Genomic DNA, 25,754 nt, shown 5'->3' on the forward strand with positions numbered 1-25,754 from the left:
ACCGGTCAGTTCAGTAACATGGCGGCCATGTTCAAACTGGTGGATGCAGGGGTGGAGGACCACCACGGGGTTCTGCTGAGCGATGTCAGCGTGGAGCTCGGCAGCGCTGAGGCGGGCACCGTCGTCGTCCCCTCGCCGCTGGGCCGGAACGCCCTGGGGCTGGTGGCCTCCGGCCGGATGGTGCCCGATGCCGGGCTGGTCCTCATCGATGAGCAGGAGGACCTCGCCGCTCTGCGCCGGGCATCTGCGCTGGTGGACGCCCCGGGGCTCACCGCGGCCGAGCACCACATGAAGGTCAAGGACCTGGTGGCCGAGACGCTCGGCCTCCAGCCGCGCTCCCGAAGGCACAGGCGCCCCTCTGCCGCTGAGTGGCTGAAGCAGCACGACGCCGCAGACCTCGCCGGGGAGCCCGTCGAAGCGATCGATGCGCAGCTGCGGCTCTGGCTGCTGACCGAGCTCGCCTTCAGCGACCCAGCCGTGCGTCTCGCCGTCGTCGAGTCTCCGGACCGGCGCGGCCTGCCCGGCACTGAGCTGGCGGAGACTCTGCACGGCGCCGCAGGTGAGGGCAGAGCCGTTCTCGCGATCCTCAGCGACGCCCCCGAGGTGCCCCTGTGAGCCTGTTCGCCCACCCGCTGTCCGAGGTCAAGCGCCTGCTCAGCGGGCTTGACCCCATCAAAACCGTCATCGGCCTCGCTGTGATCCCAGTCCTCTACGGCGCCGTCTACCTCTACGCGAACTGGGACCCCTACGGGAGCATGGAGGACGTCGACGCCGCCGTGGTGAACCTCGACGCCGGTGCGGAGTTCGACGGCGAGCATCGGGTGATCGGCGATGAGGTCGTTGAGGACCTCTTCGAGGACGCCTCCTTCGGCTGGCAGGCCGTCGAGACCGAGGAGGCCGCGGAAGCCAGCACCTACCGCGGGGACCACCAGTTCGCGCTCATCATCCCGGAGGGCTTCTCCGAGGCGCTCGCCTCGCCGGAGGATCTTGAGTCGGCCGAGCAGGCCGAGCTGGAGATCCTCGTCAACGAGGCCAACAACTATCTGCTCTCCAGCGTGGTGGAGGTCTTGGCGGGGGAGCTGCACGAATCGATCAGCGAGGAGGTCGGCCGAGAGACCGCCGACCAGATCCTCACCGGATTCGGCCGCATCCGCCAGGAGCTGCTCGACGCGGAGGAGGGGGCCGGCGAGCTGCACTCCGGCAGCGAGGAGCTTGAGGAGGGGACCGCTGAGCTGCGTGAGGGTGCCGCAGAGCTCACCGAGGGCACCAGCGAGCTCGACGAGGGCGTGGGCGAGCTCAGCAGCAGCCTCGTCACCCTCCGCGATGCCGCAGGCGCGCTCGAAGACGGGGCGGAGGAGCTTCAGACCGGTGCCGGTGAGCTCCACACCGGGCTCGGGGCCGTCAGCACCGGCGTCGGAGAGCTTCAGGAGGGAGTCGGTGAGCTCGCCGAGGGCGCGGAGGAGCTCGACGAGGGACTCGGTGAGCTGAGCACCGGCGCCGAGCAGGTCGCCGAAGGCAACGAGCAGCTCGCTGACGCGTCCCAGGAGGCCGCAGAGACGCTCCAGGAGGTGGAGGGCGCCGCCGCAGACCGCGCGGAGGACAGTGCGCAGAGTCTCATCGACGCAGGGGTCATCGAGGAGGAGCAGCGCGACGAGGCCGCCGAGGCGTTGGGCGACACCCTCGACGACTCGGAGCTGGCCGCGCGCGCCGAGTCAGCCCGGACCGGCCTGACGGAGGCACAGCAATCGGTGGATGAGCTGGCCTCAGGCGCCCGCGAGGCGGCAGATGGTGCCGCGGAGCTCGCCTCGGGCAGCTCCGAGCTGACCTCCGGTGCCTCAGAGCTCGCCGATGCCCTGCCCGAGCTGTCCTCCGGGGTGGGGGAGGCTCTCTCCGGCGCGGGCGAGCTCAGCGAAGGCGCGGAGGAGCTCTCCGAGGGGGCTTCCGCCGTCGACGACGGGGTCGGCGAGCTGCAGGACGGCGTGTCCGAGATGTCCGAAGGCGCCTCAGACCTTGATGAGGGAGCTGGGGAGCTCCTCGACGGGCTGATCGAGGCGCAGGACGGTGCCGGTGAGCTCGCCGAAGGCTCGCAGGAGCTGAACGAAGCCCTGGGCGACGGCGCCGAGGAGGTGCCCAACCCTGACGAGGGGGAGCGCGCCGAGGTGAGCGAAGTCATCGGCAACCCTCTGAACGTGAATCAGTCCGCCCAGTCGGAGGCCGGCTCCTACGGCGCAGGACTGGCGCCGTTCTTCATGGGGCTGGCCCTGTGGATCGGGACGCTGGTGATGATGCAGGTGCTGCGCCCCACCTCAGCCAGGGCGCTGCTCTCGAACGCCTCCAGCCTGAAGGTCGCCCTCAGCTCCTGGCTGCCGTTCCTGGCCCTGGGGGCGGTGCAGGCGCTGCTGCTCTACGGCGTCGTCGTCTTCGCAGTGGGCCTGCAGCCGGTGCACCCGATGCTGACCCTGACCGTGCTGCTGGCCGCCTCGGCCGCGTTCACCGCCCTGGTCCAAGGGGTGGTGATGCTGCTGGGCAACCCCGGGAAGTTCGTCATCATCGTGCTGCTGGTGCTGCAGCTGGTCGCCGCCGGAGGAACCTTCCCCGCCCAGACCCTGCCCGGTGCGCTGGAGCTCCTCCATCCGGTGCTGCCGCTGACCTATGTCACCGACGGGCTGCGGCACGTCATCTATGGGGCCGACGCCGGGGCGGTCGTCGGAGCTCTGGCGGCGATGGGCGTCACCGCCGCGGTCGGACTGGCCGTTCTGTGGCTGGCGGTGAAGAAACATAGGATGTGGGACCTGGAACGCCTTCGTCCGCCGATCGAGGAGCTTGCATGAGCGTCACAGCAGCTGAGCCCAAGGCCTCCGCGCGGGTTCGGATCCTCCGCGCGATGATGGCCCTGGATGATCATCGCAGCGTCCAGGAGCACACGGTGGAGGAGATCGCCCGCCTGGCCGGCGTCGCCAAAGGCTCGGTGTACTACCACTTCTCCTCGAAGGAGAGCCTGGTCCGGGAGATCCTGGTGCACGGCGCAGCAGAGATGAAGGAGCTGATGGACGGCCTGCAGGGGGAGGGTCCCACCCCGGAGGACGCTCGGGAGGCTTTCCGCACCCAGGTGGCCGCCGCATTCCGCTTCCTCGAGGACCACTCTTCGTTCACCGGGCTGGTGGCCTTCGCGCTCGCCCAGCGGGAGGGCGACGAGAGCCACCAGCTGCGCGCGGAGAAGGAGGCGATCGTCTCCCTGCTGGCCGACCGGATCGAGCACCTTGAGCGGAGCAGGGCTGCCGGGGAGAGCCTCACCCCTCGCCACACCCTGGAGATCGCGGCCACCGCGCTGCTCTCCGCGGCCGTGACGCTGAGCATCGAACGGATGACTGTGCATCCGGACTGGAGCGCGGAAGCCTGCGTGGATGCCCTGCTGCGCATCGCCACCAGCGGCCCGTGAGCCTCCCGCCGCATTCATCCCTGCGCTGTTGGATCATCTGCTGAGCATAGGACGCGGATAAGTCAGCAGCGCTGGATTTTTCGACGGACGCCTGTTTCGGCCTGGGCCGCGTCGGAGTAGAGTCCTCAGCGCCGCAATTCTTCTGCAAGGAGGCTCAATGCCGAGTCGTCTGATCCGCTCCCGGCTGCCGATCGTGGCAGCGCCGATGGCCGGCGGCCCCACCGGACCGGCCCTGACCGAGGCGGTCGCTGACGCCGGGGCGCTCCCCTTCCTCGCGGGCGGCTACAAGACCCCTGAGGCGCTCAGCGGCGAGATGGAGGCAGCGCGGCGCCTCGGCGCCCAGTTCGGAGTGAACCTGTTCGTGCCCGAGGGGCGCACCCCTGATCCGGACGCCTTCCGCGCCTACGCGGCCGAGCTTCAGCCGGAGGCCGCGGCCTATGGGCTCACCCTTGAGTCGGAGCCGGTGACGGACGATGACCACTGGGACGCCAAGCTGAAGCTGCTCATCGAGCACCCCGTGCCGCTGGTCTCCATGACCTTCGGGATCCCTCGGCCCGCAGAGATCGCCGCCCTGCAGGAGGCAGGATCACGGGTGCTGATCAGCGTCACGACCCCGGGAGAGGCTCAGGCCGCGCGGGATGCCGGCGCCGACGGTCTGGCGGTCCAGGGGGCACGAGCCGGCGGTCACAGCGCCGCCCACGACCCGTTCCGCACTCCGAGGCCCAAGGAGACCGATGAGCTGGTGCGGGAGGTCCTCGACGCGGTGGACCTTCCGGTGATCGGCGCTGGCGGAGTCGACGGGCCCGAGGCGGTGCTGCGGATACTCGAGGCCGGGGCTGAGGCCGTCGCCGTCGGCACTCTGCTGCTGCGCACGGATGAGGCCGGCACATCCGCCGCCCACCGGGCTGCCCTGGCTGACCCCCGCCGTGAGGAGACGGTGCTGACCCGGGCGTTCACCGGTCGTCCCGCCCGTGCCCTCCGCAACGGCTTCATCGATCGGCACCAGGATTCGGCGCCCACCGCCTACCCGGCCCTGCACCACCTGACCAAGCCCCTCCGGGCCGCAGCGGGACAGGCAGGTGACTCCGAGCGGCTTCACCTCTGGGCCGGCACCGGGTACCGGCAGGCCCCGGAAGGGCCCGTCGCGCGCGTCATTGATGGGCTCGCGGCCGGTGCGTCCGCGGGTCAGGACTGGTCGGTGAGGAGATTCAGCAGGTCGCGGCGCAGTGCGAGATAGTTCTGGCTCGCCTGAATGCTGTCCCGGTCACGGGGCCGGTCGAAGGGCACCCGGACATCACGGACGATCTTCGCCTCCGGGCCGGGGGAGAGCACCAGGATGCGGTCGGAGAGCAGCAGCGCCTCGTCCACATCATGGGTGACCAGCACGGAGGTCCGCTTCTCCTGCTCGGAGAGGTGCAGAAGCTGCAGCTGCAGGGCGTGCCGGGTCAAGGCGTCGAGTGCGCCCAAGGGCTCGTCGAGCAGCAGCACCTCCGATTCGAGCGCGAAGGCGCGGGCGATCCCGACCCGCTGCTGCATGCCTCCGGAGAGCTGCCCCGGCTTCATGTCCTTCGCCTCGGAGAGCTGAACCAGCTCCAGCCAGTAGTCGGCGAGCTGCTCCTTGTCCTTCGCGGAGCGCTCGGAGGAGCCGTCGGCGTCGAGCGCGAACAGGACGTTCTGCTTGGCGGTCATCCAGGGCAGCAGAACGTGCTGCTGGAATACGACGCCGAGGCGCCGGCTGGGCCGGGTGACAGGCTCGCCGGTGAGCCGGATGGTGCCTTCGTCCGGGCTCTCCAGGCCCGCCAGCAGCTTCAGAAGTGTGGACTTCCCGGATCCGGAAGCTCCGATGATAGTGACGAACTCGCCCTTCTCAATGGTGAAGGAGGTCTCGCCCAGCACGGGCTGGAAGCCGCGCTTACGGTGCGGGAAGCCTTTGGTGACGCCTTCGACGGCGAGCGCGGGGACGGAAGCCTCGGGGGCTGCGGTGTCTGGAGCAGTGGCAGTCATGTGCGGTGGTCTTCCTAATTCTTCGGGGTGAGCCGGTGCAGCTGGGCGATGGAGCGGTCCAGGACGAATCCGACGACGCCGATGATGAGGATCGCGACGACGATGCTGTTGATGTTCATCGCGTTCCACTCCGTCCAGACGAAGGTGCCCATCCCTCGGTTGCCGACGATCATCTCCGCGGCCACGATCACCAGCCAGGCGGTGGACAGTGCGGTGCGCAGACCCGTGACGATGCCGGGCAGGGTGGCCGGCAGCAGGATCTTCAGGGTCCTGTTGGCGGAGGTCGCCTCCAGGGTCCTGGCGAGGTCAAGGTAGAGGGGATTGACCCGCCGCACCCCGTCGATCGTGTTGATCAGGATGATCCACAGACTGGCCATGAAGATCACGAACACGGCGGTGCCCTCAGCGTCGCGCAGCAGGGCCAGGCCGATGGGCAGCCAGGCCAGCGGAGAGACGGGACGGAGCACCTGGATGAACGGGTCCAGGGCAGCGTTGATGGTCTTGCTGGTTCCCAGCAGCAGTCCCAGCGGGATCGCCGCCAGCGCGGCGAGGCCGAACCCGAGGATCACGCGCTGCAGGGACGCCAGCAGGTGGAAGAGGATGCCGACGTCGTTCGGAGGATTATGGGTGAAGGCGCCGGCGAGAACCTCCACCAGACGCTCCCAGCTGGCGGCGGGGGTGGGGGCCAGCCCACCGTCGTCGTACCCGGTGGTCAGCAGCTGCCAGCCTCCGATGAAGACCGCGAAGGCCACGACGAACAGTGCTGCGGCCCGCAGACGGTGCTGTGTGCGCTCGCGCCGGGCGGCGTCCTGCAGCGCCTGCGGGGATGCTTTCTTCTCTGAGGCGGTCGTCATGATGCGGTCTGCTCGCTCCACTCAAGGGGGTTATGGGGGTCGAAGGTCCGGCCGAGGACGGACTCGGCGCTGCGCTCCTCGGTGACGCTGCCGAGCTCCTCGAGCACCTCAGCGGCCGACGCCGAGTCGAACACGTCAGCCACCGCGGCGGAGTGCTCGGCGCCCGTGGTGAACTGCTGCCCGCCGGTGAGCTCCCAGCGCTGCAGGGCGTCGAGAATCCAGGTCCCATAGGACTCATGCGGGTAGGGCTGGAAGCCGATGCGGTCCGGAATGGAGTGCTCCTGGCCGGTGCCGTCCGGGAAGTTGCCCGTCAGCACCGCGGTGAGCACGGGCTCCGGCAGGCCCAGGTAGGCGGGCTGAGCCATCAGCTCCGCGGTCTGGGCCCGGTGGTCGTGGTCGTCGATGAACAGGGCGGAGTCTCCGATGGCGCGCAGCAGGGCTGTGTATGTGTTGGGGTTCGCCGCGGCGAAGTCCTCCCCGACGGCGAAGCTGCAGCACGGATGGTCCTCCCACAGGTCCTTGGTGAGCGTGTGGATGTAGCCCACCCCTTCAGCGACCGCGCGCTGGTTGAACTGGTCCGGGAGGCAGAAGGCGTCGATCTGGTCCACCGAGAGAGCCGTGACCATGTCTGCGGGGCGCATGATGCGCAGGTCGACGTCGGAGTGCGGGTCGAGGCCCCCGGAGGACAGGTAGTCCATGGTCAGCAGGTAGTGCACCGAGTACTCGAACGGCAGCCCGATCCTCAGGCCCCTGAAGTCCTCTGGGCCGTTGACCTGCCCGGCCAGCCGCTGTGAGACGGTGATGCCGTTTCCGTTGATGTTGGTCACATACGGCAGTCGGATGTTCCGCTGGCCGGAGGCGAAGCCGTGGTGGATGGCCAGCGGCATGGGTGCCAGGAACTGTGTGGCGTCCAGCTCGCCGGCCACGAAGGCGGTCCACAGCTCACCCCAGCCGGTGTAGCGTCTCAGGGTGACGTTGAGGCCGTAGTGGCTGTAGATGTCCAACGCCGCGGCGTTGACGATCGGGGAGGCGCAGGTGATCGGCACGAAGCCGACGGTGATGTCAGTCTGCTCCAGGTTCTCGGGCGCGGACAGGCTCGGCTCGAAGGCGGCACCGCCGCCTCCGCCCCCGGCGGGCTCCTCGGCATCGGGGGAGCATCCGGCCAGCAGCGCGGCCGCGGAGGCGCCGACGCCCAGGCTCAGCAGGCGGCGCCGGGTGAGGGCACGGCCGGGGTGATTGTCCATGCGGTGGATGCTAGAGACTGCGAACATCGGCGCACCAGCTGTCTCGTAATGTGGCGAGACATTTCCCCCGGAGTCTCCCGCCGGTTAGCATTCCGGGCAAAGATCAGCACCACCATCACCTCAGGAGTACAGCTGATGACCGAGACCTCTGTGACCGGCACTTTCAACGGAATCGACTCCCAGGGCCTGGACAGCCTGGCTGCCAAGAACATAGAGCAGCCGGAGCACGGCCATAAGGTCGTCAAGTCCAAGACCGTGCTGGACTCCGGCTTCCGGAACTACAACTACGTCCGTGACCATGAGGGCTACCTGATCTCTGAGCCGCACAAGCTGCTCGGCGACGACGAGGCCCCCAACCCCACCGAGATCGCCCTGGGCGCCCTGGGCTCCTGCGTCTCCGTGGGCCTGGTCGCCAACGCCACCAAGCGCGGGGTGAAGCTCACCAAGGTCGAGGTGGAGCTTGAGGGCAGGATCGACATCTCGGCTGCGTGGGGCGTGGGCGACCTCGCCGAGGACAAGGTCCTCGGCGTCTCCCACGTGGACATGCACGTCTACTTGGACGGCGACGCCGACGAGGAGACTCTCCAGGCCATCACCGACAGCGCCATCAAATGGTCCCCGGTGGTCAACACCTTCTCCCGCCCTGCCACCTTCGAGACCAGCCTCAAGGTGGGAGCCGGTCATGCCGAGGCCGACGGCGACGCCTCCTCCCACGGCTGATTCGGATGGCTCAGCCCGCACTTGAGCAGCCCCTGGCTGCGGTCGAGGTGCCCGCGGAGGCGCTCGCCTCAGCCAAGGAGAACGCCCTGGCCGTGGACCAGGGGGAGGCCTTCGCCCGCGAGATCTTTCCGGCTCTCGGACGGGCAGGTCAGCTGGACCTGGGCGCGCCCGCCAACACGGGAGGCCGGCTGCTGGACCAGGCTGCGGTCGTCGAGGCGCTCGCGGAGCGGTCGCTGGCCAGCGGCTTCGCACTCTGGGGCCACCGCATGGGCATCGAGTACCTGGCGGCGGCCGACACCGAGTGGGCGCGCTCCGTCCTGCCGCGGCTGCGCACCGGCTCCGTGCCCGGAGTCTCGGGCATGGCCTCTGCCTTCAAGACCTTCGCCGGCGCGGGCACCCTGGACCTCAGCCTGGTGCGTGAGGGCGACGACCTCGTGATCAGCGGGCGCCTGCCCTGGGCCTCCAACCTCTACGAGGATGCCCTCGTCGTCTCCGCTGCCTGGGACAAGACCGAGGGCTCCGAAGACGCTGTTCCCACCATCGTCGCGTTCTGGCTCAGCAGCGACGGCGTGGAGGTCGGCAAGGATCTGGACCTGCTCGCGCTGCAGGGGACCGCCTCCACCTATGTGAAGGTTGAGGACCTGCGCATCCCTGAGGAGCAGGTCCTCTCCACGGACTTCTACGGATTCCTGGGCCGGTGCCGTCCCACGTTCGCCATCCTGCAGTCCGCCTTCTGCATGGGCCTGGCCACCGCCAGCTTCCGGATGGCGCGGGCCAACCTGCCCGGCCTCAACGAGGTCTTCTTCGATGAGTTCTGCCAGCTGAAGGACGAGCTGGAGGACGCCAAAGAGACCCTGCGAGGCTTTGCCCGCTCCGTGGGCACCGACAGCCCGGCGGAGCGCAAGGATGTGCTTCGGCTGCGTCTGAAAGCCGGGCAGCTGGCCGTCTCCCTGGCAGCGCTGGAGGGAAAGACCTCCGGCGGCAGAGGGTACGTGGTCACCTCTGACGCCAACCGCCGCCTGCGCGAGTCGCTGTTCCTTCCGGTGCAGTCGCCCTCAGAGGCTCAGCTGCGCTGGGAGATCGCCAAGGGCCGCTGAGCTGGATCAATCATGCGGCGCTCAGCCGCTGCGGCTGCCGCAGGGCTTCTCAGCCTCGCTTGGCGTAGAGATGGCGGCGGCTGCTGTAGATCTCACGGAGGCCGAGGGTGGGCTCGGCGGTGAAGGTCTGCAGGGGGGAGACATTCCACGAGGGCGGCTGCTCGGCTCCGGAGAGCACCCAGGCTGCCTGCCGTGCGGCACCGTCGGCGACGTACTCGCCCGGCTCCGGCACCAGGATCTCGCGTCCGAAGACAGCAGGTGCGATCTGCTGGACCGCCGGGGAGCGGGCCGCCCCGCCGATGAGCTGGATCGAATTCACCGGGACGCCCAGCCTGGTCTGGGCCTCCAGGCCGTCGGCCAGCCCGCAGAGCAGGCCCTCCACGGCGGCGCGGGCCACGTCGGCCGGGTTCATCGATGTCAGCGACATGCCCACGAACGAGCCGGTGGCCTGCGGGAGGTTCGGGGTGCGCTCACCCTCCAGGTAGGGAATCATGGTCAGGCCGTTGGCGCCCGGGTTCGCTGAGAGCGCCAGCTGGGCGAACTGGTCGTGGTCGACGCCGAGCATCCGGGCCGTCCCGTCGAGCACCCGCGAGCCGTTCAGGGTGACGGCAAGCGGGAGGTGCTCCCCGGTCGCGGAGGCGAAGCCGTTGATCAGTCCTGTGGGGTCCTGGATCGGTTTCGGGGAGACTGCGGCGACCACTCCGGAGGTGCCGATGGAGATCGAGACGTCCCCGGTCCCCATATTGATGCCGAGGGAGGCGGCGGCGTTGTCCCCGGCTCCGGGGCCCAGCACCATCCCACCCCAGCCGCGGCTGGGGTCTCCGGCGCCGGCCGCCTCGTGGGGGCCCAGCACCCGCGGCAGGACGATCGCCCGGGCGGCGTCCTCGGTGACCCGCAGCGCCTGGGCGAGCAGATCGTAGCGGTACCGGCTGCGTGCGGTGTCCCAGTAGCCGGTGCCGGAGACCTCGGAACGGTCTGTGGCGAGATCCTCCAGGGCCTTCGAGCCGGAGAGCTTCCAGGTCAGCCAGTCGTGGGGGAGCGCGACGGCGGCGACCCTCTGCGCGTTCTGGGGCTCGGCATCAGCCAGCCAGCGCAGCTTGGTCACCGTCAGGGAGGCCACGGGCACCGAACCGGTGGCCTCAGCCCAGGCGGCGGCCCCGTTGATCAGGGCGTTGGCGGTGTCGGAGCCCTCCACCACGTGCCCGCGCTCAGCGATCAGGGCCTCAGCGGCGTCGGCGGAGCGGATGTCGTTCCACAGCAGAGCGTCGCGGATGACGCTGCCGTCAGCGTCGAGCGCCACCATGCCGTGCTGCTGGCCGCCCACCGACGCGGCGGCGACGTCGTCGAGCCCCCCGGCCTGCTCGATCGCTGCCAGCAGCGCGTCCCACCAGGCCTGAGGGCTCACCTCAGTGCCGTCGGGGTGCTTGGCGGAGCCCTGGCGCACCAGCGCGCCGGACTCGGCGTCGCGGATGACGACCTTGCAGGACTGGGTGGAGGAGTCGATGCCTGCGACCAGAGTCATGCGCTCAGCCTAGATGGTCAGCCCACCAGATGGCGCAGGGCCAGCTGGTTGAGCTTCACGAAGCCGAAGTTTCGCTCGGCCGCCTTCTCGGCGTCGAACTGCTCGTAGGCGGACTCGTCCGCCAGCAGGTCGGAGACGGATTCGCCGGCGGCCAGGGTGGGCTCGGCGAGCTCGTGGATGCCGGCTGCCTCGAACGCCTCCTGGACCTCCGGGTCCGCCCGGTAGGCCTTTGCCTTCTCGGCCAGCAGCGTGACCATCTCGACGTTGGCGGCCGCGGAGTCCCAGATGCCCTGCAGGTAGTCGGTCCGGGAGGGCTTGTAGTCGAAGTGCAGCCAGCCGTCGTACGTGGGGCCGCCGTTGGGGAAGCCGTTGACGAGCAGGTCCACGGTGAAGAACGCTGAGATCAGGTCGCCGTGGCCGAAGACGAGGTCCTGGTCGTACTTGATGGAGCGCTGGCCGTTGAGGTCGATGTGGAACAGCTTGCCGGCCCACAGTGCCTGGGCGATGCCGTGGGTGAAGTTCAGGCCCGCCATCTGTTCGTGCCCGGTCTCCGGGTTCAGGCCGACGATGTCGCCGTTCTCCAGCTCGGCGATCAGGCCCAGGGCGTGGCCGATGGTCGGCAGGAAGATGTCGCCGCGGGGCTCGTTGGGCTTGGGCTCCAGCGCGATGCGCAGGTCGTAGCCCTTCTCCTTGATGTAGCCGGCGATGGTGTCGATGCCCTCGGCGTAGCGCTCGTGGGCGGCGTGGAGGTCCTTGGCGTTGTCATACTCGGAGCCCTCGCGTCCGCCCCACATCACGAAGGTCTCAGCGCCGAACTCGGCGGCGCGGTCCACGTTGCGCAGCAGCTTCCGCAGGCCGAAGCGGCGCACGGAGCGGTCATTGGAGGTCAGGCCGCCGTCCTTGAAGACAGGGTGGGAGAAGGTGTTCGTGGTGAGCATCTCCACCTTCAGGCCGACCTCATCGGCGACCTGCTTGAACTTGGAGAAGTGCTTCTCCCGCGCGGCGTCGTCGGTGCCGAAGGGCGCCACGTCGTCGTCGTGGAAGGTCACGCCGGAGGCTCCGGCCTCTTTGAGCTTGGGGAGGTACTCCCAGGGCTCGAGCTCAGGGCGGGAGGCCTCGCCGAACTGATCGCGGGCGGTCCAGCCCACGGTCCACAGGCCGAAGGAGAACTTGTAGTCGGATGCTGGCGTCGTTGCCATCGGTTCCTCCGAGGGATCGTGTCAGGGATGTGGTGGGATCAGCGGGTGTCCGCGGTGCCGGGGTGTGATTGCCGACTCATTTTGTTTCTAGGTGAAACCTAAATGCTGCAGGAGCTAAGATCAAGTCCGTGATTCAGGGCACGGCGACCAGCGACGAGCCGCACACGGCAGTGCGGGACGACACCGCTGCGCGCCCCGCCGCCGCGCCGGTTCCCGGCGAGCTTGCCCGACTGGGGCGGAGGTCCTTCTCCCGCGGGCTCGTCGCCGAGACCCAGGAGAGCGGCAAGAACGACTTTGCCCGCCCCCAGCGCCGCGACCGGCCCCGCAACGGCGAAGCGCTCCGCCCCGGCGCCCGCCAGGAGACCCTCCGGGAGGCCAACCTGCTGGTCCTCACCGAAGAGATCTTCGCCGCCGCCGAGCCTCTCTCCCGGGCAGACCTCAGCATCCGCACCGGAATGACCCGCTCCACGGTCTCCCGTCTGGTGGACGAGCTGCTGGCCGCCGGGATCGTCCGCGAAGGATCCCCCGTCGTCGGGGGCGCCCGCGGCCGGCCCGCAGTGCCGCTGACCCCCGCCCGGAAGACCCTCGCGGGCCTCGGGGTGGAGGTCAACGTGAACTTCATGGCCGCCCGAGCCCTGGATCTCACCGGGGCGGTGCTGTCCGAGGAGATCATCGAAGGCGACTACCGCGACTCCGACCCCGCCCAGGTGCTGGGCAGCGCCGGCGCGCTCGCCGGCCGGGTCGCCGCCGCAGCCCAGCAAACCGGCGCACGGGTGGTCGGCACCGTCGCAGCGATCCCCGGCCTGGTCGCCGGCGACGAACGCTCCCTGCTCTACGCCCCCAACCTTGGGTGGAAGTCCGTGGACGTCATCGACGCGTTCGGGGCAGGCTGGCCGGAGCGCCCGGGGTTCGCCCTCGTGGTCAATGAGGCCAAGCTCGCCGCGCTCGCCGTCGCCGAGGAGCTCACCGCCGAGGACCTCACTGAGCAGACCTTCATCTACCTCTCCGCCCAGGCTGGGATCGGCTCCGCGGTGGTGGTGGACGGGCTCGTCGACCCAGGCCCCCACGGCTGGGCCGGGGAGATCGGCCACCTCACCGTGGAGCCCTCCGGCCCCCAGTGCAGCTGCGGCTCCACCGGCTGCCTGGAGGTCTACGCCGGCAAGCACAGCCTGCTGCAGGCCGCCGGGCTCAGCCCCACGGGCACCGCTGAAGATCTCGTCTCACTGACCGAGGGCGACGACGACGCCGCAGCTCAGGCCCGCGCCGCCGTCGCCCAGGCGGGGGAAGCTCTCGGGGTTGCGCTCTCCGGGGCGGTGAACCTGGTGGACGTGCACGACGTCGTCCTCGGCGGCGAGTTCGCTCCGCTCACCGATCTGCTCCGCTCCTGCATCGAAGCTCAGCTGCGGCAGCGGGTCCTGGCCGCCGAGTTCTGCGAGTTCCGTGTCCGCGAATCCCGCAGCGGGCTCTCCCCCGCAGCCAGCGGCGGCGCCCTCCGTGCCCTCCGCGCTGTCATCGAAGCACCCCAGGACTGGGTGCCGGCCGCATAGGAGGCGGCACAGCAGGAAGGGTGCACTGGACTCGCCATGACGGGCACCCCTGGCGAGCCGTCCCGGAGCGGCTCTCCGGCCCTCTCACATGGGCAGACCGTGGGCCGCCGCCACTTCCCGGCTCCGCAGCACGCCGTGTGCGGTGCTGAGGCCGCTCGCCAGTCCGGGGTCGGTCTCGACGGCCTTTTCCCACCCGTGCTGGGCCAGCTTCAGCACGTAGGGCAGGGTCGCGTTGGTCAGTGCGGCGGTAGAGGTCGCCGGAACGGCCCCCGGCATGTTGGTGACGCAGTACATCACCGCATCGCCGAGGGAGAAGGTCGGTGCATCGTGCGTGGTTCCGACGGAGCCTTCGAAGCAGCCGCCCTGGTCGATGGCCACGTCCACGAACACGGTCCCCGGCTTCGCGCTGCTGATCATCTCCTTGGTGACCAGCTTGGGGGCTGCCGCGCCCGGGATGAGCACAGATCCGACCACGAGATCTGCGTCCGCAACCTGTTCTGCGATCTCGTAGGCAGTGGAGAGCCGGGTCTGGATCGCTCCGCGGTACCGTGCATCAAGCTCCCGGAGCCGGGAGGGGGAGATGTCGAGCACCGTCACCTCAGCCCCGAGCCCCTGGGCGACCCGGGCTGCGTTCTCCCCGGCGACGCCTCCGCCGATGACCACAGCTTTTCCAGGCGCGGTACCGGGGGCCCCGGAGAGCAGGATGCCCCGTCCGCCGGCGGCAGCTTTGAGGTGCGCTGCTCCCTCGAGAGCGGCAAGCCTGCCGGCGACTTCGCTCATGGGGGTCAGCAGCGGCAGCAGTCCGTTCTGGTCCCGCACGGTCTCGTAGGCGATAGAGGTGGTCTCAGCGTCCAGCAGCGCTGAGGTCAGGGGCTTGTCAGCGGCCAGGTGGAGGTACGTGAAGAGCAGCAGTCCAGGACGCAGGAATCCGTACTCCTCCCGGACCGGCTCCTTCACCTTCAGCACCATGTCCGCCGCCCACGCCTGTTCCGCTGAGGGGACGATGTCCGCCCCGGCTGCCGCGTAGTCCTCGTCTGCGCAGCCGGACGCTCTGCCGGCCTCAGACTGCACGACGACTTCGTGCCCGCTCCTCCTCAGCGCGTCAACGCCAGCCGGAGTCAGCCCCACACGGTATTCGTGGTTCTTCACCTCTGCCGGAATCCCTACTCGCATCAGTATCTCCAAACAATCGACGATAAGACCCTCTAATCATGGTTGATAGTCCAGCCGAATGGTGGGTCAGCAGAATAATCTGCGCTATCATCACTAAAATTTCGTTGATCGTCCTGAACGAGGAGTGTGTAAGCTTTGCCGGCCGCTGATCATGAGCCGATGCTGGACCTCACAGACCGTCGGATCCTGGAGGAGCTCAACTCCAATGCGCGCATCCCGAACGCAGAGCTTGCTCGAAAGGTAGGGCTGTCTCCCAGCGCGTGCTCAGCCCGCGTGCGTGCGCTGAAGGACAGGGGCATCATCTCCCGCTTCACGCTCGACGTGGACCCCCGCGTGCTGGGCTATCACCTTCAGGCGCTCGTCAGCGTTCGTCTCCGGCCGGGCGCACGGCATCTCATGGAGCAGATGTCAGAGGAGCTGAGGGAGCACCCAGAAGTCACCCAGCTTTTCATCCTGGGAGGCACGGAGGACTTCCTGATCCACGTGCAGGTGCGCGACGCCGAGCATGTCAGGACATTCGTCATCGAGCGGCTCTCGTCCAACCCTGCCGTTGCTCTCACAGAGACGAACCTCGTCTTTGAGCACCACACGGCGCGGGCCGGGCTGCCGTTCATGGACTAGGAGCGCCAGCCCGGCGAGGCATGCCGTATGAGCCGGACGCAGAGAGCGGCCGGCCGTGGTCGTGAATGCTTCGCCCGGCTCTCGCCCGTGAAGGGCTGACGCCCGGCGGTCAGGTCAGCTGGAACTCCAGGGCGAAGTTGTTGAGAAGCCCGGGGAGGTTTCCGGGCTCGAGGTCGTGGCTGGTCAGGGACACGTCCTTCGCGCTGATGATCTCGGCGAGGAAGCTGCTGGTCAGCAGCAGCACCAAGTGACGGCCGGGGCAGATTCCGGTGCCCCCGGAGAACGGCAGCAGCGGCCAGTCGTCCCGGGTGCGGGGCTCCTCCCAGATCTCGGGAGAGAAGCTGTGGGCGAAGTCGAGGTTGCGGTCGTCGCGGTGGAAGAACGGGGCGAAGATGAGCACGGTGGTGCCCGCGGGCATCACTCCGTGCTCGAACTCGACCTCCTGGGTGGTTTCCCGCAGGATCATCGGCGTCGTCGCCCACAGGCGCAGAGACTCCAGGACCGAGCCGCGCAGCTGCTGGAGCATCGGAGCGGTCTCGTCGCCCTCTGCGGCGATCTGCTTGCGGGCCTTGGCCATCTCCTGCGGATGCTCGGCGAGCAGGGCGAGGGCGCGTGCGGTGGCCATGCCTGCGGGGTCGAACGCGAAGAGCCACTGCGGGATCTGTTCGGCCGGCTGGTCCTCGGAGCCGAAGTCCATGTCCCGCATGAAGGCGGCGATGCTTCCGGGCTCACCCTTGTCCAGGGCGGCGTGGAGCTGGTCCAGCAGGTCCTGCCGGCCTGACTTGTCCACCGGCTTGAGGAATGCCCAGTTGCCGTCGGCGCGCAGCTTCTCGATGAGCTCGGTGAGCTGCTTGTCGTCCCGGTAGGAGTCCCCGAGGACCACCCGGCGGACCACCCGGAACCAGGCGTCGAGGAGGTCCATGTACTTCAGGGTGCCGCCCTGGGCGTCGACGTCCCGCAGCAGAGCCTCCGCCTCTTCGCGGACGGCAGGCATGAAGGTCTCGGCCATCCGGTGGATGGGATGGTTGTTGTCGAGGGCGGACTCATTCATGCGGCGGCGCTGGGTGCGCTCCTCGTCGTGAGAGATGAGGGCGACCTTGGGCTCGAAGTGCTTCAGGGCGTGCCGTTTGAGGGTTTCGGCGGGGGCGAAGGGCTCGGGCGAGGCGTCGAGGATGCGGTGGACATGCTCAGGGTCGAGCACTGTGGCCATGTTCTTGGGCAGGGAGAGCATGAGGGGGCCGGAGCCGTAGCGGCCAGCGATGGTCTGCATGCGTCTGACGGCCCGGGCCTCGAAGCCGGTGCGCTCCACGAGGCCGACCACTTTGGGGCGGCGGATGATGGGGCCCTTGGCGATCATGGGCAGTTCGACGTCCCGGAGGATCTGGAGGGTCTCCAGGGGGTTGGCTCGGGGCAGCGGGTTCTGCCGGGCATCGGGCTCCGCGGAGAAGACGGATTCCACACGGCGGCGTGCGGGCGGGGCTTTGTCGGGAAGAGGCTCAGACATGAGGGTGCAGCTCCGTTGTCGCTGGGGTGCGGATGCCCTCCCCAGGCAACCAAGCTGACCTGAGCGTTCGCTGGTACTATGATCTGCGCCACAGTAAGCTGCGTCACATTTTAGTCGAGGAGCGCTCACCATGGACGGCATGAACTCACTGGTGCTGGCAGGCATCGGCAGCGCCATGATGCTCGGCGGCTACTTCCTGTACTCCCGCTTCCTGGCTCGCCGGGTGTACGCGCTCAGCGCCGACTTCAAGACACCCGCCCACACCCAGTACGACGGGGTGGACCACGTCCCCACCAACAAGTATGTCCTCTGGGGCCACCACTTCACCTCGGTGGCAGGGGCGGCACCGATCGTCGGGCCCGCGGTCGCGGTGATATGGGGCTGGCTGCCGGCGTTCCTCTGGGTGACCATAGGCACCGTCTTCATAGCCGGCATGCACGACCTCGGCGCGCTCTGGGCCTCCCAGCGGAACAGAGCCCAGTCCATCGGCACCCTCTCCGGACGCTACATCGGCCCGCGGGGACGGAACCTGTTCATCGTGGTGGTCTTCCTGCTGCTGCTGATGGTGATCTGCGCCTTCGCCGTCGTCATCTCCGATCTGCTCGTCGCCCAGCCGACCTCAGTGATCCCCGTCTGGGGCGCCCTCGGCGTCGCCCTGATCATCGGCCAGCTGATCTACCGGATGAAGTGGAGCCTCCCGCTGGTGACCGTCTTTGGCGTCGCGGCGCTCTACGGGCTGATCATCGTCGGCGACCGCGTCCCCGTCAGCCTGCCGGAGACCCTCCTCGGCCTGAACCCGAACGGCCAGTGGATCGTGCTGCTGTTCATCTATGCCGCAGTCGCCTCTCTGCTGCCGGTGTGGGTGCTGCTGCAGCCGCGCGACTACATCAACGGCGTCCAGCTCTTCATCGGCCTGGGAATCCTCTACGGAGCGGTGCTGATCGCCACCCCGACGATCGTCGCCCCCGCGGTGAACACCAGCACCCCCGACGGAACCCCCGGCCTGGTGCCGCTGCTCTTCGTCACCATCGCCTGCGGCGCGATCTCCGGATTCCATGGGACCGTGGCCTCGGGAACCACCTCGAAGCAGCTGGACAAGGAGACCGACGCCAGGTTCGTGGGCTACTTCGGGGCCGTCGGCGAAGGGCTGCTGGCCCTCGGCGCGATCATCGCCACCACCGCCGGGTTCCAGACCCTCGCCCAGTGGGAGGACGTCTACAGCAGCTTCAACGAGGGCCCGGTCGCGAACTTCGTGGCCGGCGGCAGCACCATCGTCAACGCCGGCCTGGGCATCCCGGAGTCCCTCTCCGCGACGATCCTCGCCACTATGGCGGTGCTCTTCGCAGCAACCACCATGGACACCGGCATTCGGCTGCTGCGCTTCGTGGTCCAGGAGATCGGCGAGATCGGCAACGTGCGGATCAACATCTTCGCCGCCACCGGCATCGCCGTGGGCGTGGCCGCGGCCCTCACCTTCTCCCAGGGGGCGGACGGCTCCGGGGGAATGCTGATCTGGCCGCTGTTCGGCACCACCAACCAGCTGCTGGCCGCCCTGACGATGGGCATCATCACCGTGATGCTGATCCGTCGGCGCCGACCCTTCCTGCCCGTGCTGATACCGATGGGCTTCGTGCTGGCCATGAGCCTCTTCGCCGCCGTCGTGCAGCTGGGCGACTTCTACGCCGACGGCAACTGGCTGCTGCTGACCCTCAACGCCATCATCCTGGTGGCCGGCACCTGGGTGCTGGTCGAGTCGATCATCGCGATGCTCGCCGCCCGGAGGAGCCCCGACGGCGACGACGCCGAACTCACCGGCGTCGGAGGAAAGCGCGACCCGTTCGACGACGTCAGCAGCTGCTGCTGAGATCGTTGGGCGTTCGCGCCTAAAGGACGGACTGCAGCACTTCGGCGAGGCCGTCCTGGTAGACGCTGCCGGCGACATCGTCGGCGGCGTCCTTCACCTCATCGATCGCCTGCCCCATCGCCACGCCCCGGTGCGCCCAGCGCAGCATCTCGACGTCGTTGAGCCCGTCGCCGACCGCAATCGTCGCCTTGTGCGGGGCGTCGAGGCGGTTCCGGAGCACCTCCAGGGATGAAGCTTTGGTGACGCCCTGGGCGGCGACGTCCAGCCATGCGGACCAGCCCACCGCGTAGCTGACCCCCTGCAGGCCGATGCTGCGGACGGCGTCGGCGAATTCCTGGGCGGTGGAGTCGTCCGAGTTGACCACCAGCCGGACCGCCTCGGAGCGCTTCATGTCCTTGAAGCTGACCGGTTCCGCGACCAGCCCGAAGCTGCGGTCCTCGAACCGTTCGGTGGCGATGAAGCGGCCAGCGGAGGTCTCGATCGCGAAGCGGGCGGTGGGCAGCCGCTCGGCGAGGGTCTCCAGGGCCTCGGCCGGGTTGAACACCTGCCGGTCGATGACCTCGTAGTTGTCCAGCAGGGACGTGTCGATCCGGAGAGTGACTCCGCCGTTGGAGCAGACCGCGTATCCGTGGGTGATGCCGAAGGTCTCGATGATCGGCAGGGTCGCCAGCAGGGAGCGGCCGGTGGATATCACCACGGTGTGGCCCTCGGCGACGGCGGCGCGGCCGGCGTCGCGCACGGCCTCGGTCATGTGTCCGTCGTGGTCAACGATGGTGCCGTCCACGTCGAGGCACAGCATCCTGGTGCCGTCTGCGAAGTCGAAGCTTCCGCCTTCGCCCGCCGCAGGGACGGAGAAGTCAGCGGGGCGCGCGGGGTCGGTCATTTCAGTCGGTCTCATAGGTACTAATCTATCGGGGGAGAACACTTCACCTCTCACGCTGGGCGCTGCCGGCGCCGGGTGAGGAATGGTCCCGATCAGAGGAGCTTCACATGTCGAGGATGGCGAAGACGGTCACCATCACTTCCGGCGACTACACCGCAGAGGTCGGCCTGCGCGGAGGACAGCTGCTGTCGCTGAGCAGCGGCGAGGACGACCTGGTGGTGCCTGCGGAGAGCGCTCAGGGCGCCTTTGCCGGAGCTCCCCTGGCGCCATGGCCCAACCGGGTCGCCGGTGCCAAGTACCTTCACGAGGGCCAGAAGATGCACCTGGACATCACGGAGCCGGAGACGGGCTCCGCCATCCACGGGCTGCTCTCCAGCGTGCGGTTCGACATCCTGCTGCGGCGGGCCTCCGAGGTCCACCTGCGGGGATTCGTCGAGCCCACCGAGGGGTATCCGTTTCCGCTGGAGGTGGTGCTGGTCTACCGGGTGGGTGCTGGGTTCGGGCTGGCGGCCACCCTGATGGCCCGCTACACCCCGGGGAGAGGACGCGCTCAGGTCTTCGAGACGGCGCCGTTCGGCGTCGGCTTCCACCCCTATCTGACCGCCGGCGGCGCGCCGCTGAAGGAGTGCCGGCTGCGTCTGCCCGCCCGCTCCGTGGCGAAGACGAAGCCCTCCGGCAAGGTGGTGGACCGGGTGCCGGTGTCCGGTGACCTGGACCTCAGCGGAGGGCCGCTGCTGACCGGCCGCAGCATCGACCACGCCTATACGGGTCTGCCCAGCAAGGGGTGGACCGCGGAGCTCACTCACGGGCCCTCCGGGTTCGTCGTGCGGCTGATCTCTGACACGCCTTGGGCGCAGGTCTATACCGGTGACCAGATCAATCGTGCCGGGGTGGCCGTGGAGCCCATGACCTGCCCGCCCAACGCGTTCAACTCCGGGGAGGACGTCGCCTTCCTCTCCCCGGGCCAGTGGACCAGGACCGGCTACTCCATCGAAGCCATCCGTCGCTGACCCGGGCTGGCCCCGACGCCGTCAGTCCCGTTCCGCGGCGCGAATGCTGTCACACGCGGGGAGCATGCCGCGCTCTGTTCACCTGATCGTCATATTCTGTTCAGATGCCTTCTGCTCAGAAGTGGCCGTACGCCTTCATCGGCATTGTGGCGGTCCTGACCGCTGCTGCGGCCATCGCAGCCTCCGTATACACCGGGGTTGGGCTGCGCGACCCGGAGGGTTTCCTGGGCCCCGCCTATATCCGGCTGCCGCTGCTTGCTGTCCTGATGTTCGTGGCGGGTCTGATCCCGGCGGCCATCCGCCGCTGCGGGTGGAAGCAGGTTTCCCGCGGCGTCGTCGAGGTGATCAGGTACGAGTGGACCCTGCGCCGGGTTCTCTGCATCTGCACTGGGCTGCTGGTGTTCTATGTCTGCTATGTGGGCTACCGGAACCTGAAATCGGTGCTCCCTATCCTCACGGGCGAAGTCCTGTGGGACACGGAGCTGGCCGTTCTGGACCAGTGGATCTTCGGAGATGTGAACCCTGCCTTCGTCTTCCAGGACATATTCGGCACCGGTTTCTCCGCGGCGTTCCTGTCCTTCGTCTACCTGATCTACCTGCCGGTGGTGCCGATCAGCCTGGGCGTGGTGCTGGTGTTCAGCCGGGACCTCACAGTGGGCGCCTGGTACGCCACTGCGATGAGCCTGAACTGGATCGTCGGAACGGTCAGCTACTACCTGCTGCCTGCCGTCGGGCCCATCTACTACGAGGGGACCGCCGCCGCCTACAACGCTCTCCCGGAGACCAATACCTCTGCGCTGCAGGATGCCCTTTGGCAGAATCGTGAGACGTTTCTGGCGGACCCGGTGAACGCGGATGTCATTCACGGAGTGGCGGCGTTCGCCTCCCTGCACTGCTCGGTGACGTTTACGATGGCGCTCTTCGCACACCTGGTCATCAGGAACAATATTCTGCGGTTTGTCGGCTGGGCGTTCTTCGGCCTCACATTCCTGGCGACCCTCTACTTCGGCTGGCACTACCTGGTGGACAGCTTGGCCGGGGTCCTCATCGGCTGGCTGTGCGTGGCGATCGGCGCCTGGGCCACGGGCAACTGGCGGACGAGGCGCCGCACCCTGGAGTCTGACCTGACAGCGGATGACGATGACGCGCCCCGGGGCCCGGCCGGCGCCCGGCTGCCTGCCAGCACGGTCTGAGCCGCCCGCGGGCTCGGCGGTATTGTCTGTCCATGGCCGCACAGTTCCAGGTCCGCACAGACGACCCGTCCCAGACGCTCGAGGAGATCTGGCCCGCCTTCGGGCTGCGCATCGAGTCTCCCCGACTGGTGCTGCGGGTACTGCGCGAAGCGGACTTCCCGCAGTATCTTGCCGCCGCGTCCTCCGGTGTGACGCACACCGAGCAGAATCCGTTCTCCGCCCCCTGGAATGAGAAGCCGCCTGCGGAGATGGCTAGGAACTCGCTGCCGTTCATCTGGTCCACCCGCGGTCTGGTCACCGCAGAGCATTGGCATCTGCCGCTCGGCGTATTCCTGAAGGACGGTGACACTGAGGGGCCGGTCATCGGCATGCAGGACGTGTTCGCGAAGGATTGGGCCGTGCTGCGGACGGTCGGCTCCGGAAGCTGGCTGCGAGCCGATCACCACGGGCACGGCTACGGCACTGAGATGCGGGCGATGATGCTGGCATGGGTTTTCGACCACTTCGGCGCCGAGTACGCGGAGTCGGACGCCTACGAGTGGAACACCGCCTCCCGCCGGGTCTCTGAGAAGCTCGGCTACACGCCGTGCGGGAGCCGCCGGGCCCCGGACGCGCACCGCCGCAGTGCGGAGCAGCTCGATCTCTTTCGGCTTTCCCCCGAAGACTTCCAGAAGCCCGAATGGCCCGTTGAGGTGGAGGGCAGTGACAGGCTGCGCGCCTTCCTCGAGAGCGGAGGGGCCTGATAATGCCGGCGCAGGTGAGCGCCGAATGGGTGCGGGGCGCCGTCGTCGCCGCTCAACGCATTCCGCCTCCGGCCGGGCCGGCCGAGTACGAGGACGCGGCCAGTGTGCTGCGCGGGATGGGGCTGATCCAGCTGGACCCGCTGACCAGGGTCTCCACGGCCCAGCGGCTCACCTGCCTCACACGGCTTCCGCGGCAGGCCCGGGCTGAGGATGTTGACGCGTCTCTCTGGCCCGCTGATCACCCGGTGTCCTTTGAGGCGTTCACGAAGGTGGCGTGCGTGTTTCCGCTCGAGGACTGGCCGCTGCTGCGACTGCGCCGTGAGGCAGTCCGGGAGCGGCATGGCCACAAGGTCGAGCCGCATGTGCGCGAACGCATCCTGGAGCTCGTCTCCGCCCACCCAGGCGGCGCGGCAACGGGAACCATTGAGGCCGAGTTCGGCCCGGAGCGCACCACCGGCTGGCACTGGTCCCAGGTGAAGAAGGCCACGGAGCTGATGGTGCGCATGGGTGACCTGGTGGTGACCGCCCGCCGCGGCGTCGTACGTCTCTTCGATCTGCCGGAGCGAGCGCTTCCTGCCGCGGTCCACGAGGCCGAGCACCTGCCGCCGGATGAGCTGCGGGCCGGCCTGGCGCGCCGCGCCGCGGGAGCGCTGGGCGTGATGAGCGTGGCGGACTTCGCCCACCACTACCACCTGAGCAAGGGGGATGCCGCGCACGGTGTGGAGCTGGCGGACCTGGTCCCGATGGAGGTCGAAGGTTGGCGGGAGACTGTCTACGTGCTTCCGAGCGCCTTAGAGCATGAGATCGACGAGGCGGGGCTGGGGCCGGTGCGGGAGGCGAGGCTGATCGGCCCGTTCGACCCGCTGCTGAGGGACCGGCGTCGTGCGCAGCGGATCTTCGGCTTCGACTACACGTTCGAGGCGTACGTGCCGAAGGCCAAGCGCGTCTACGGCCACTACGTGATGGGTGTGCTCTCGGGGAACCAGCTGATCGGCCGGGCGGATCTCTGGCGGAGCAGGGGTGAACTGGTGGTCAACCAGATGTGGCCCGAACCGGGCTTCCCGCGCCGCAGCGCAGAAGCCCGCACCACAGCAGCAGCCAAAACCCTGGCCCGCCAGCTCGGCACAGACCTTCGCCTGCCGTGAGCGGACGGGGAAGAAGCCCCTGGGGAGTGATCTTGATGCATGAGTTGAACCGATACGCCACCGCGCCCTTGATGGAGCATAAGCGGGTGCGGCTTGAGCCCTTGGCGCAGGCGCACTCTGCTGGCCTTGCTGGGGCGGTGAAGCCGGGAGAGCTTTGGCGAACCTGGCACGCCTCTGTTCCTTCTCCGGAGAAGATGGAGGAGGAGGTCGCCCGACGGATTCAGAAGCAAGCGGATGGGGAGATGGCGGCATGGCGGTCGTCGACGCTCGTTCTGACACGGCAGTGGGGATGACGGCCTACCTGATCTCGACCTGGCTCATCGCCGCCTTGAGATTGGATCCACGTGGCTCGGGCAAGAGGCACAGGAGACCGGCACCAATCCCGCGATGAAAGCGAGTCTCCTCCACTGTCTCAGCGGACGGTGAAGAGATCTCCTGGCTGGCAGTCCAGGACTTGGCATAGGGCGACGAGGGTGCTGTAGCGGATCGCTTTGGCGCGGTTGTTCTTCAGCACTGACAGGTTCGCGTAGGTGATGCCCACCTGGGCGGACAGCTCGGTCAGGGTCATGCTTCGCTTCTGGAGCAGCGCATCCAGGTGGCAGGCAACCTGCGGTTCGGCCGTTGCAGGCTTCTCGGGGCTCATCAGACGAGTCCCTCAAGCTCGTCCTGATTGCGCTTCCCCTGGCGGAGCGTCTCAGTAAAGATGACCAGGGCGAGGAGCACCAGAACCCCGTACATGAAATCGTCGCTGCCCCAGAGGCCCGAGGCGCTCTCGCCTGACAAGTCCAGGTCGCGCAGAATCATATTCGCGCCGAAGTGCACCATGGCCTGGTAGGCGAACCAGCTTGCCAGGCCGAGGGCATAGAGCTTGGTCAGGCAGCTGATGGTGCCGACGGTGAAAGCGTCGCCACGGCTCAAGCGGCCCAGGGCACGCCATATCAGCACCGTACCGACGGCGAGGCCGAGAAGCAGGACCCCTCGAGCTCCGATGACCATTGCGAGCGTTCCGCCCGCCAGCTCGTCCGTCGGCACAATGACGGGCACCTGGTCCTGCAGCGGCAATGATGTGTCCTCAGCGACGGCGATCTCAGGCTCCTCGTCAGGGAGGCTGATGGCGATGGCGGTCTCCCCGTCGAAGATGCTCCTATGGAGCTCCTCGATCAGTCTTGTCCCGAGGAATGTCCACAGGAGGATGAGCACCCCCACGTGCCCTAGGCGCCCCAGTCCGCTGTCAGCCGAAGGTGTCTTCTCTGCGCTCATCGCCCTGCTCCCGTCATCGGAGATGCCCTCTTCGTGTATCGAAAATCAGTATATCGCTATTCGATATTCTATTGATCTTCGATATATGTCAAGGCATCCAGCGTCACTCACCTGCACGGGGCAGATCTTCCGTGCGTTGTAGGCTGAACTTTGAGTCTTCAGACCAGCGACCAAGGAGGAACCGTGGCGATTGTCCGCGACGTGACCATCGAGATCCCCGCCGGATCCCGCGTGAAGTACGAGATCGACCATGAGACCCACCGGCTCCGCCTGGACCGGGTCCTCTACACTCCCATGCAGTACCCCACTCACTACGGGTACTTCGACGACACCCTCGGCGAGGACGGCGACCCGCTCGACGCGCTCGTCTACATCCCTGACGTGGACCTGTTCCCCGGCGTCGTCGTGGAGGCACGCCCCATCGGCGTGCTGAACATGACCGACGACGGCGGCGGCGACGCCAAGCTGATCTGCGTCCCCGACGACAAGCGGTTCGACGACATCACCGACCTCTCCGACCTCAACGACTTCCTGGTCAAGGAGATCGAGCACTTCTTCACCCGCTACAAGGACCTCGAGCCCGGCAAGTGGGTCAAGATCGAGGGCTGGGCCGGTCGTGAAGAGGCCGAGGCCGAGCTGCAGCGCAGCATCGACCGCTACAAGGGCTGACACCCGCCTCGCGCAGAAATGCCCCTCAGCCTCAGAGAGGCGAGGGGCATTTCTGCATCTCAG

Annotated in this window: 24 protein-coding genes; 14 read left to right on the forward strand and 10 right to left on the reverse strand. The window is 68.2% G+C overall.

The genetic code is table 11. From position 1 onward, the window contains the following. The first annotated feature begins 27 nt into the window (after positions 1-27). The 4 genes from FWJ47_RS03520 (at position 28) to FWJ47_RS03535 (ending at position 4,676) form a co-directional block, all read left to right on the forward strand. Positions 28-615 carry a hypothetical protein gene (locus tag FWJ47_RS03520; RefSeq protein WP_147104167.1) on the forward strand — a complete coding sequence of 196 codons (588 nt, stop codon included), beginning with the start codon at positions 28-30 and terminating at the stop codon, positions 613-615. After that, positions 612-2,831: a YhgE/Pip domain-containing protein gene (locus FWJ47_RS03525; RefSeq protein WP_147104171.1), complete on the forward strand. Its 2,220-nt coding sequence runs from the start codon at positions 612-614 to the stop codon at positions 2,829-2,831. Before FWJ47_RS03520 ends, FWJ47_RS03525 begins: the two co-directional genes overlap by 4 nt. Continuing rightward, the gene (locus FWJ47_RS03530; protein ID WP_147104174.1) at positions 2,828-3,439 is read left to right on the forward strand and encodes a TetR/AcrR family transcriptional regulator; all 612 of its coding nucleotides are present in this window, start codon (positions 2,828-2,830) and stop codon (positions 3,437-3,439) included. Before FWJ47_RS03525 ends, FWJ47_RS03530 begins: the two co-directional genes overlap by 4 nt. Before the next feature lie 157 nt (positions 3,440-3,596). Then, the gene (locus FWJ47_RS03535; protein ID WP_147104177.1) at positions 3,597-4,676 is read left to right on the forward strand and encodes an NAD(P)H-dependent flavin oxidoreductase; all 1,080 of its coding nucleotides are present in this window, start codon (positions 3,597-3,599) and stop codon (positions 4,674-4,676) included. On the opposite strand, the gene FWJ47_RS03540 is transcribed toward FWJ47_RS03535, so the two are convergent. Genes FWJ47_RS03540 through FWJ47_RS03550 form a run of 3 tightly spaced genes read right to left on the reverse strand, consistent with a single transcriptional unit; the run spans position 4,625 to position 7,541 of the window. Next, positions 4,625-5,443, reverse strand: a complete 819-nt coding sequence (locus FWJ47_RS03540) for an ABC transporter ATP-binding protein (RefSeq protein WP_147104180.1) — start codon at positions 5,441-5,443, stop codon at positions 4,625-4,627. The two genes, FWJ47_RS03535 and FWJ47_RS03540, sit on opposite strands and share 52 nt — an antisense overlap. Positions 5,444-5,457: 14 nt before the next feature. Further along, the gene (locus tag FWJ47_RS03545) at positions 5,458-6,297 is read right to left on the reverse strand and encodes an ABC transporter permease (RefSeq protein WP_147104183.1); all 840 of its coding nucleotides are present in this window, start codon (positions 6,295-6,297) and stop codon (positions 5,458-5,460) included. Beyond that, positions 6,294-7,541: an ABC transporter substrate-binding protein gene (locus tag FWJ47_RS03550; RefSeq protein WP_170228462.1), complete on the reverse strand. Its 1,248-nt coding sequence runs from the start codon at positions 7,539-7,541 to the stop codon at positions 6,294-6,296. Before FWJ47_RS03550 ends, FWJ47_RS03545 begins: the two co-directional genes overlap by 4 nt. A 135-nt stretch (positions 7,542-7,676) precedes the next feature. Here FWJ47_RS03550 and FWJ47_RS03555 point away from each other — a divergent pair, with 135 nt between their 5' ends. Both FWJ47_RS03555 and FWJ47_RS03560 read left to right on the forward strand, forming a co-directional pair. Further along, on the forward strand, positions 7,677-8,261 hold the full coding sequence (locus tag FWJ47_RS03555; RefSeq protein ID WP_147104190.1) for an OsmC family protein: 585 nt from the start codon (positions 7,677-7,679) through the stop codon (positions 8,259-8,261). Between the two features lie 5 nt (positions 8,262-8,266). Then, complete coding sequence (locus FWJ47_RS03560; RefSeq protein ID WP_170228463.1) at positions 8,267-9,358, forward strand: acyl-CoA dehydrogenase family protein; 1,092 nt, start codon at positions 8,267-8,269, stop codon at positions 9,356-9,358. Positions 9,359-9,407: 49 nt separating this feature from the next. Here FWJ47_RS03560 and FWJ47_RS03565 read toward each other — a convergent pair whose 3' ends face one another. Both FWJ47_RS03565 and xylA read right to left on the reverse strand, forming a co-directional pair. Next, the gene (locus FWJ47_RS03565; protein ID WP_147104196.1) at positions 9,408-10,880 is read right to left on the reverse strand and encodes a xylulokinase; all 1,473 of its coding nucleotides are present in this window, start codon (positions 10,878-10,880) and stop codon (positions 9,408-9,410) included. A gap of 17 nt (positions 10,881-10,897) precedes the next feature. After that, positions 10,898-12,079 carry a xylose isomerase gene (xylA, locus tag FWJ47_RS03570; RefSeq protein WP_147104198.1) on the reverse strand — a complete coding sequence of 394 codons (1,182 nt, stop codon included), beginning with the start codon at positions 12,077-12,079 and terminating at the stop codon, positions 10,898-10,900. Positions 12,080-12,207: 128 nt separating this feature from the next. Between xylA and FWJ47_RS03575 the strand changes: the two genes are divergently transcribed. Beyond that, entirely contained in the window at positions 12,208-13,626 is a 1,419-nt protein-coding gene (locus FWJ47_RS03575; protein WP_147104201.1) for an ROK family transcriptional regulator, read from the forward strand. A gap of 84 nt (positions 13,627-13,710) precedes the next feature. Here the strand turns inward: FWJ47_RS03575 and ald are convergent, their stop codons facing one another. Next, positions 13,711-14,799 (reverse strand): alanine dehydrogenase, encoded by a 1,089-nt coding sequence (ald, locus tag FWJ47_RS03580; RefSeq protein WP_147104204.1) that lies wholly within the window; start codon positions 14,797-14,799, stop codon positions 13,711-13,713. Positions 14,800-14,934: 135 nt separating this feature from the next. On the opposite strand from ald, the gene FWJ47_RS03585 reads away from it, so the two are divergent. Continuing rightward, positions 14,935-15,420 carry an Lrp/AsnC family transcriptional regulator gene (locus FWJ47_RS03585; RefSeq protein ID WP_246126145.1) on the forward strand — a complete coding sequence of 162 codons (486 nt, stop codon included), beginning with the start codon at positions 14,935-14,937 and terminating at the stop codon, positions 15,418-15,420. Positions 15,421-15,529: 109 nt separating this feature from the next. Here the strand turns inward: FWJ47_RS03585 and FWJ47_RS03590 are convergent, their stop codons facing one another. Next, on the reverse strand, positions 15,530-16,924 hold the full coding sequence (locus tag FWJ47_RS03590; RefSeq protein ID WP_147104207.1) for a cytochrome P450: 1,395 nt from the start codon (positions 16,922-16,924) through the stop codon (positions 15,530-15,532). 139 nt (positions 16,925-17,063) lie between these two features. Between FWJ47_RS03590 and FWJ47_RS03595 the strand changes: the two genes are divergently transcribed. After that, positions 17,064-18,788 carry a carbon starvation CstA family protein gene (locus tag FWJ47_RS03595; protein WP_147108864.1) on the forward strand — a complete coding sequence of 575 codons (1,725 nt, stop codon included), beginning with the start codon at positions 17,064-17,066 and terminating at the stop codon, positions 18,786-18,788. 19 nt (positions 18,789-18,807) lie between these two features. Here FWJ47_RS03595 and FWJ47_RS03600 read toward each other — a convergent pair whose 3' ends face one another. Further along, complete coding sequence (locus tag FWJ47_RS03600) at positions 18,808-19,686, reverse strand: HAD family hydrolase (RefSeq protein WP_246126146.1); 879 nt, start codon at positions 19,684-19,686, stop codon at positions 18,808-18,810. A 92-nt stretch (positions 19,687-19,778) separates the two neighbouring features. On the opposite strand from FWJ47_RS03600, the gene FWJ47_RS03605 reads away from it, so the two are divergent. The 4 genes from FWJ47_RS03605 to FWJ47_RS03620 all read left to right on the forward strand — a co-directional run bounded on the left by FWJ47_RS03605 (position 19,779) and on the right by FWJ47_RS03620 (position 23,762). Next, positions 19,779-20,681, forward strand: a complete 903-nt coding sequence (locus tag FWJ47_RS03605; protein WP_147104211.1) for an aldose epimerase family protein — start codon at positions 19,779-19,781, stop codon at positions 20,679-20,681. Positions 20,682-20,785: 104 nt separating this feature from the next. After that, positions 20,786-21,874 carry a phosphatase PAP2 family protein gene (locus FWJ47_RS03610; RefSeq protein ID WP_147104214.1) on the forward strand — a complete coding sequence of 363 codons (1,089 nt, stop codon included), beginning with the start codon at positions 20,786-20,788 and terminating at the stop codon, positions 21,872-21,874. Positions 21,875-21,906: 32 nt separating this feature from the next. Further along, on the forward strand, positions 21,907-22,617 hold the full coding sequence (locus FWJ47_RS03615; protein ID WP_147104217.1) for a GNAT family N-acetyltransferase: 711 nt from the start codon (positions 21,907-21,909) through the stop codon (positions 22,615-22,617). A gap of 2 nt (positions 22,618-22,619) precedes the next feature. After that, complete coding sequence (locus tag FWJ47_RS03620) at positions 22,620-23,762, forward strand: DNA glycosylase AlkZ-like family protein (protein ID WP_147104221.1); 1,143 nt, start codon at positions 22,620-22,622, stop codon at positions 23,760-23,762. A 412-nt stretch (positions 23,763-24,174) separates the two neighbouring features. On the opposite strand, the gene FWJ47_RS03625 is transcribed toward FWJ47_RS03620, so the two are convergent. Further along, positions 24,175-24,405: a helix-turn-helix domain-containing protein gene (locus FWJ47_RS03625; RefSeq protein ID WP_147104225.1), complete on the reverse strand. Its 231-nt coding sequence runs from the start codon at positions 24,403-24,405 to the stop codon at positions 24,175-24,177. Next, positions 24,405-25,022, reverse strand: coding sequence for a hypothetical protein (locus tag FWJ47_RS03630; RefSeq protein WP_147104229.1), 618 nt, complete (start codon positions 25,020-25,022; stop codon positions 24,405-24,407). The genes FWJ47_RS03625 and FWJ47_RS03630 overlap by 1 nt, the downstream gene beginning before the upstream one ends. Positions 25,023-25,211: 189 nt before the next feature. On the opposite strand from FWJ47_RS03630, the gene FWJ47_RS03635 reads away from it, so the two are divergent. Further along, a complete protein-coding gene (locus FWJ47_RS03635) occupies positions 25,212-25,691 on the forward strand; it encodes an inorganic diphosphatase (protein WP_147108871.1) in 480 nt (159 codons plus the stop codon). Positions 25,692-25,754 lie beyond the last annotated feature (63 nt).

Source organism: Nesterenkonia populi, assembly GCF_007994735.1.
GTDB lineage: Bacteria > Actinomycetota > Actinomycetes > Actinomycetales > Micrococcaceae > Nesterenkonia > Nesterenkonia populi.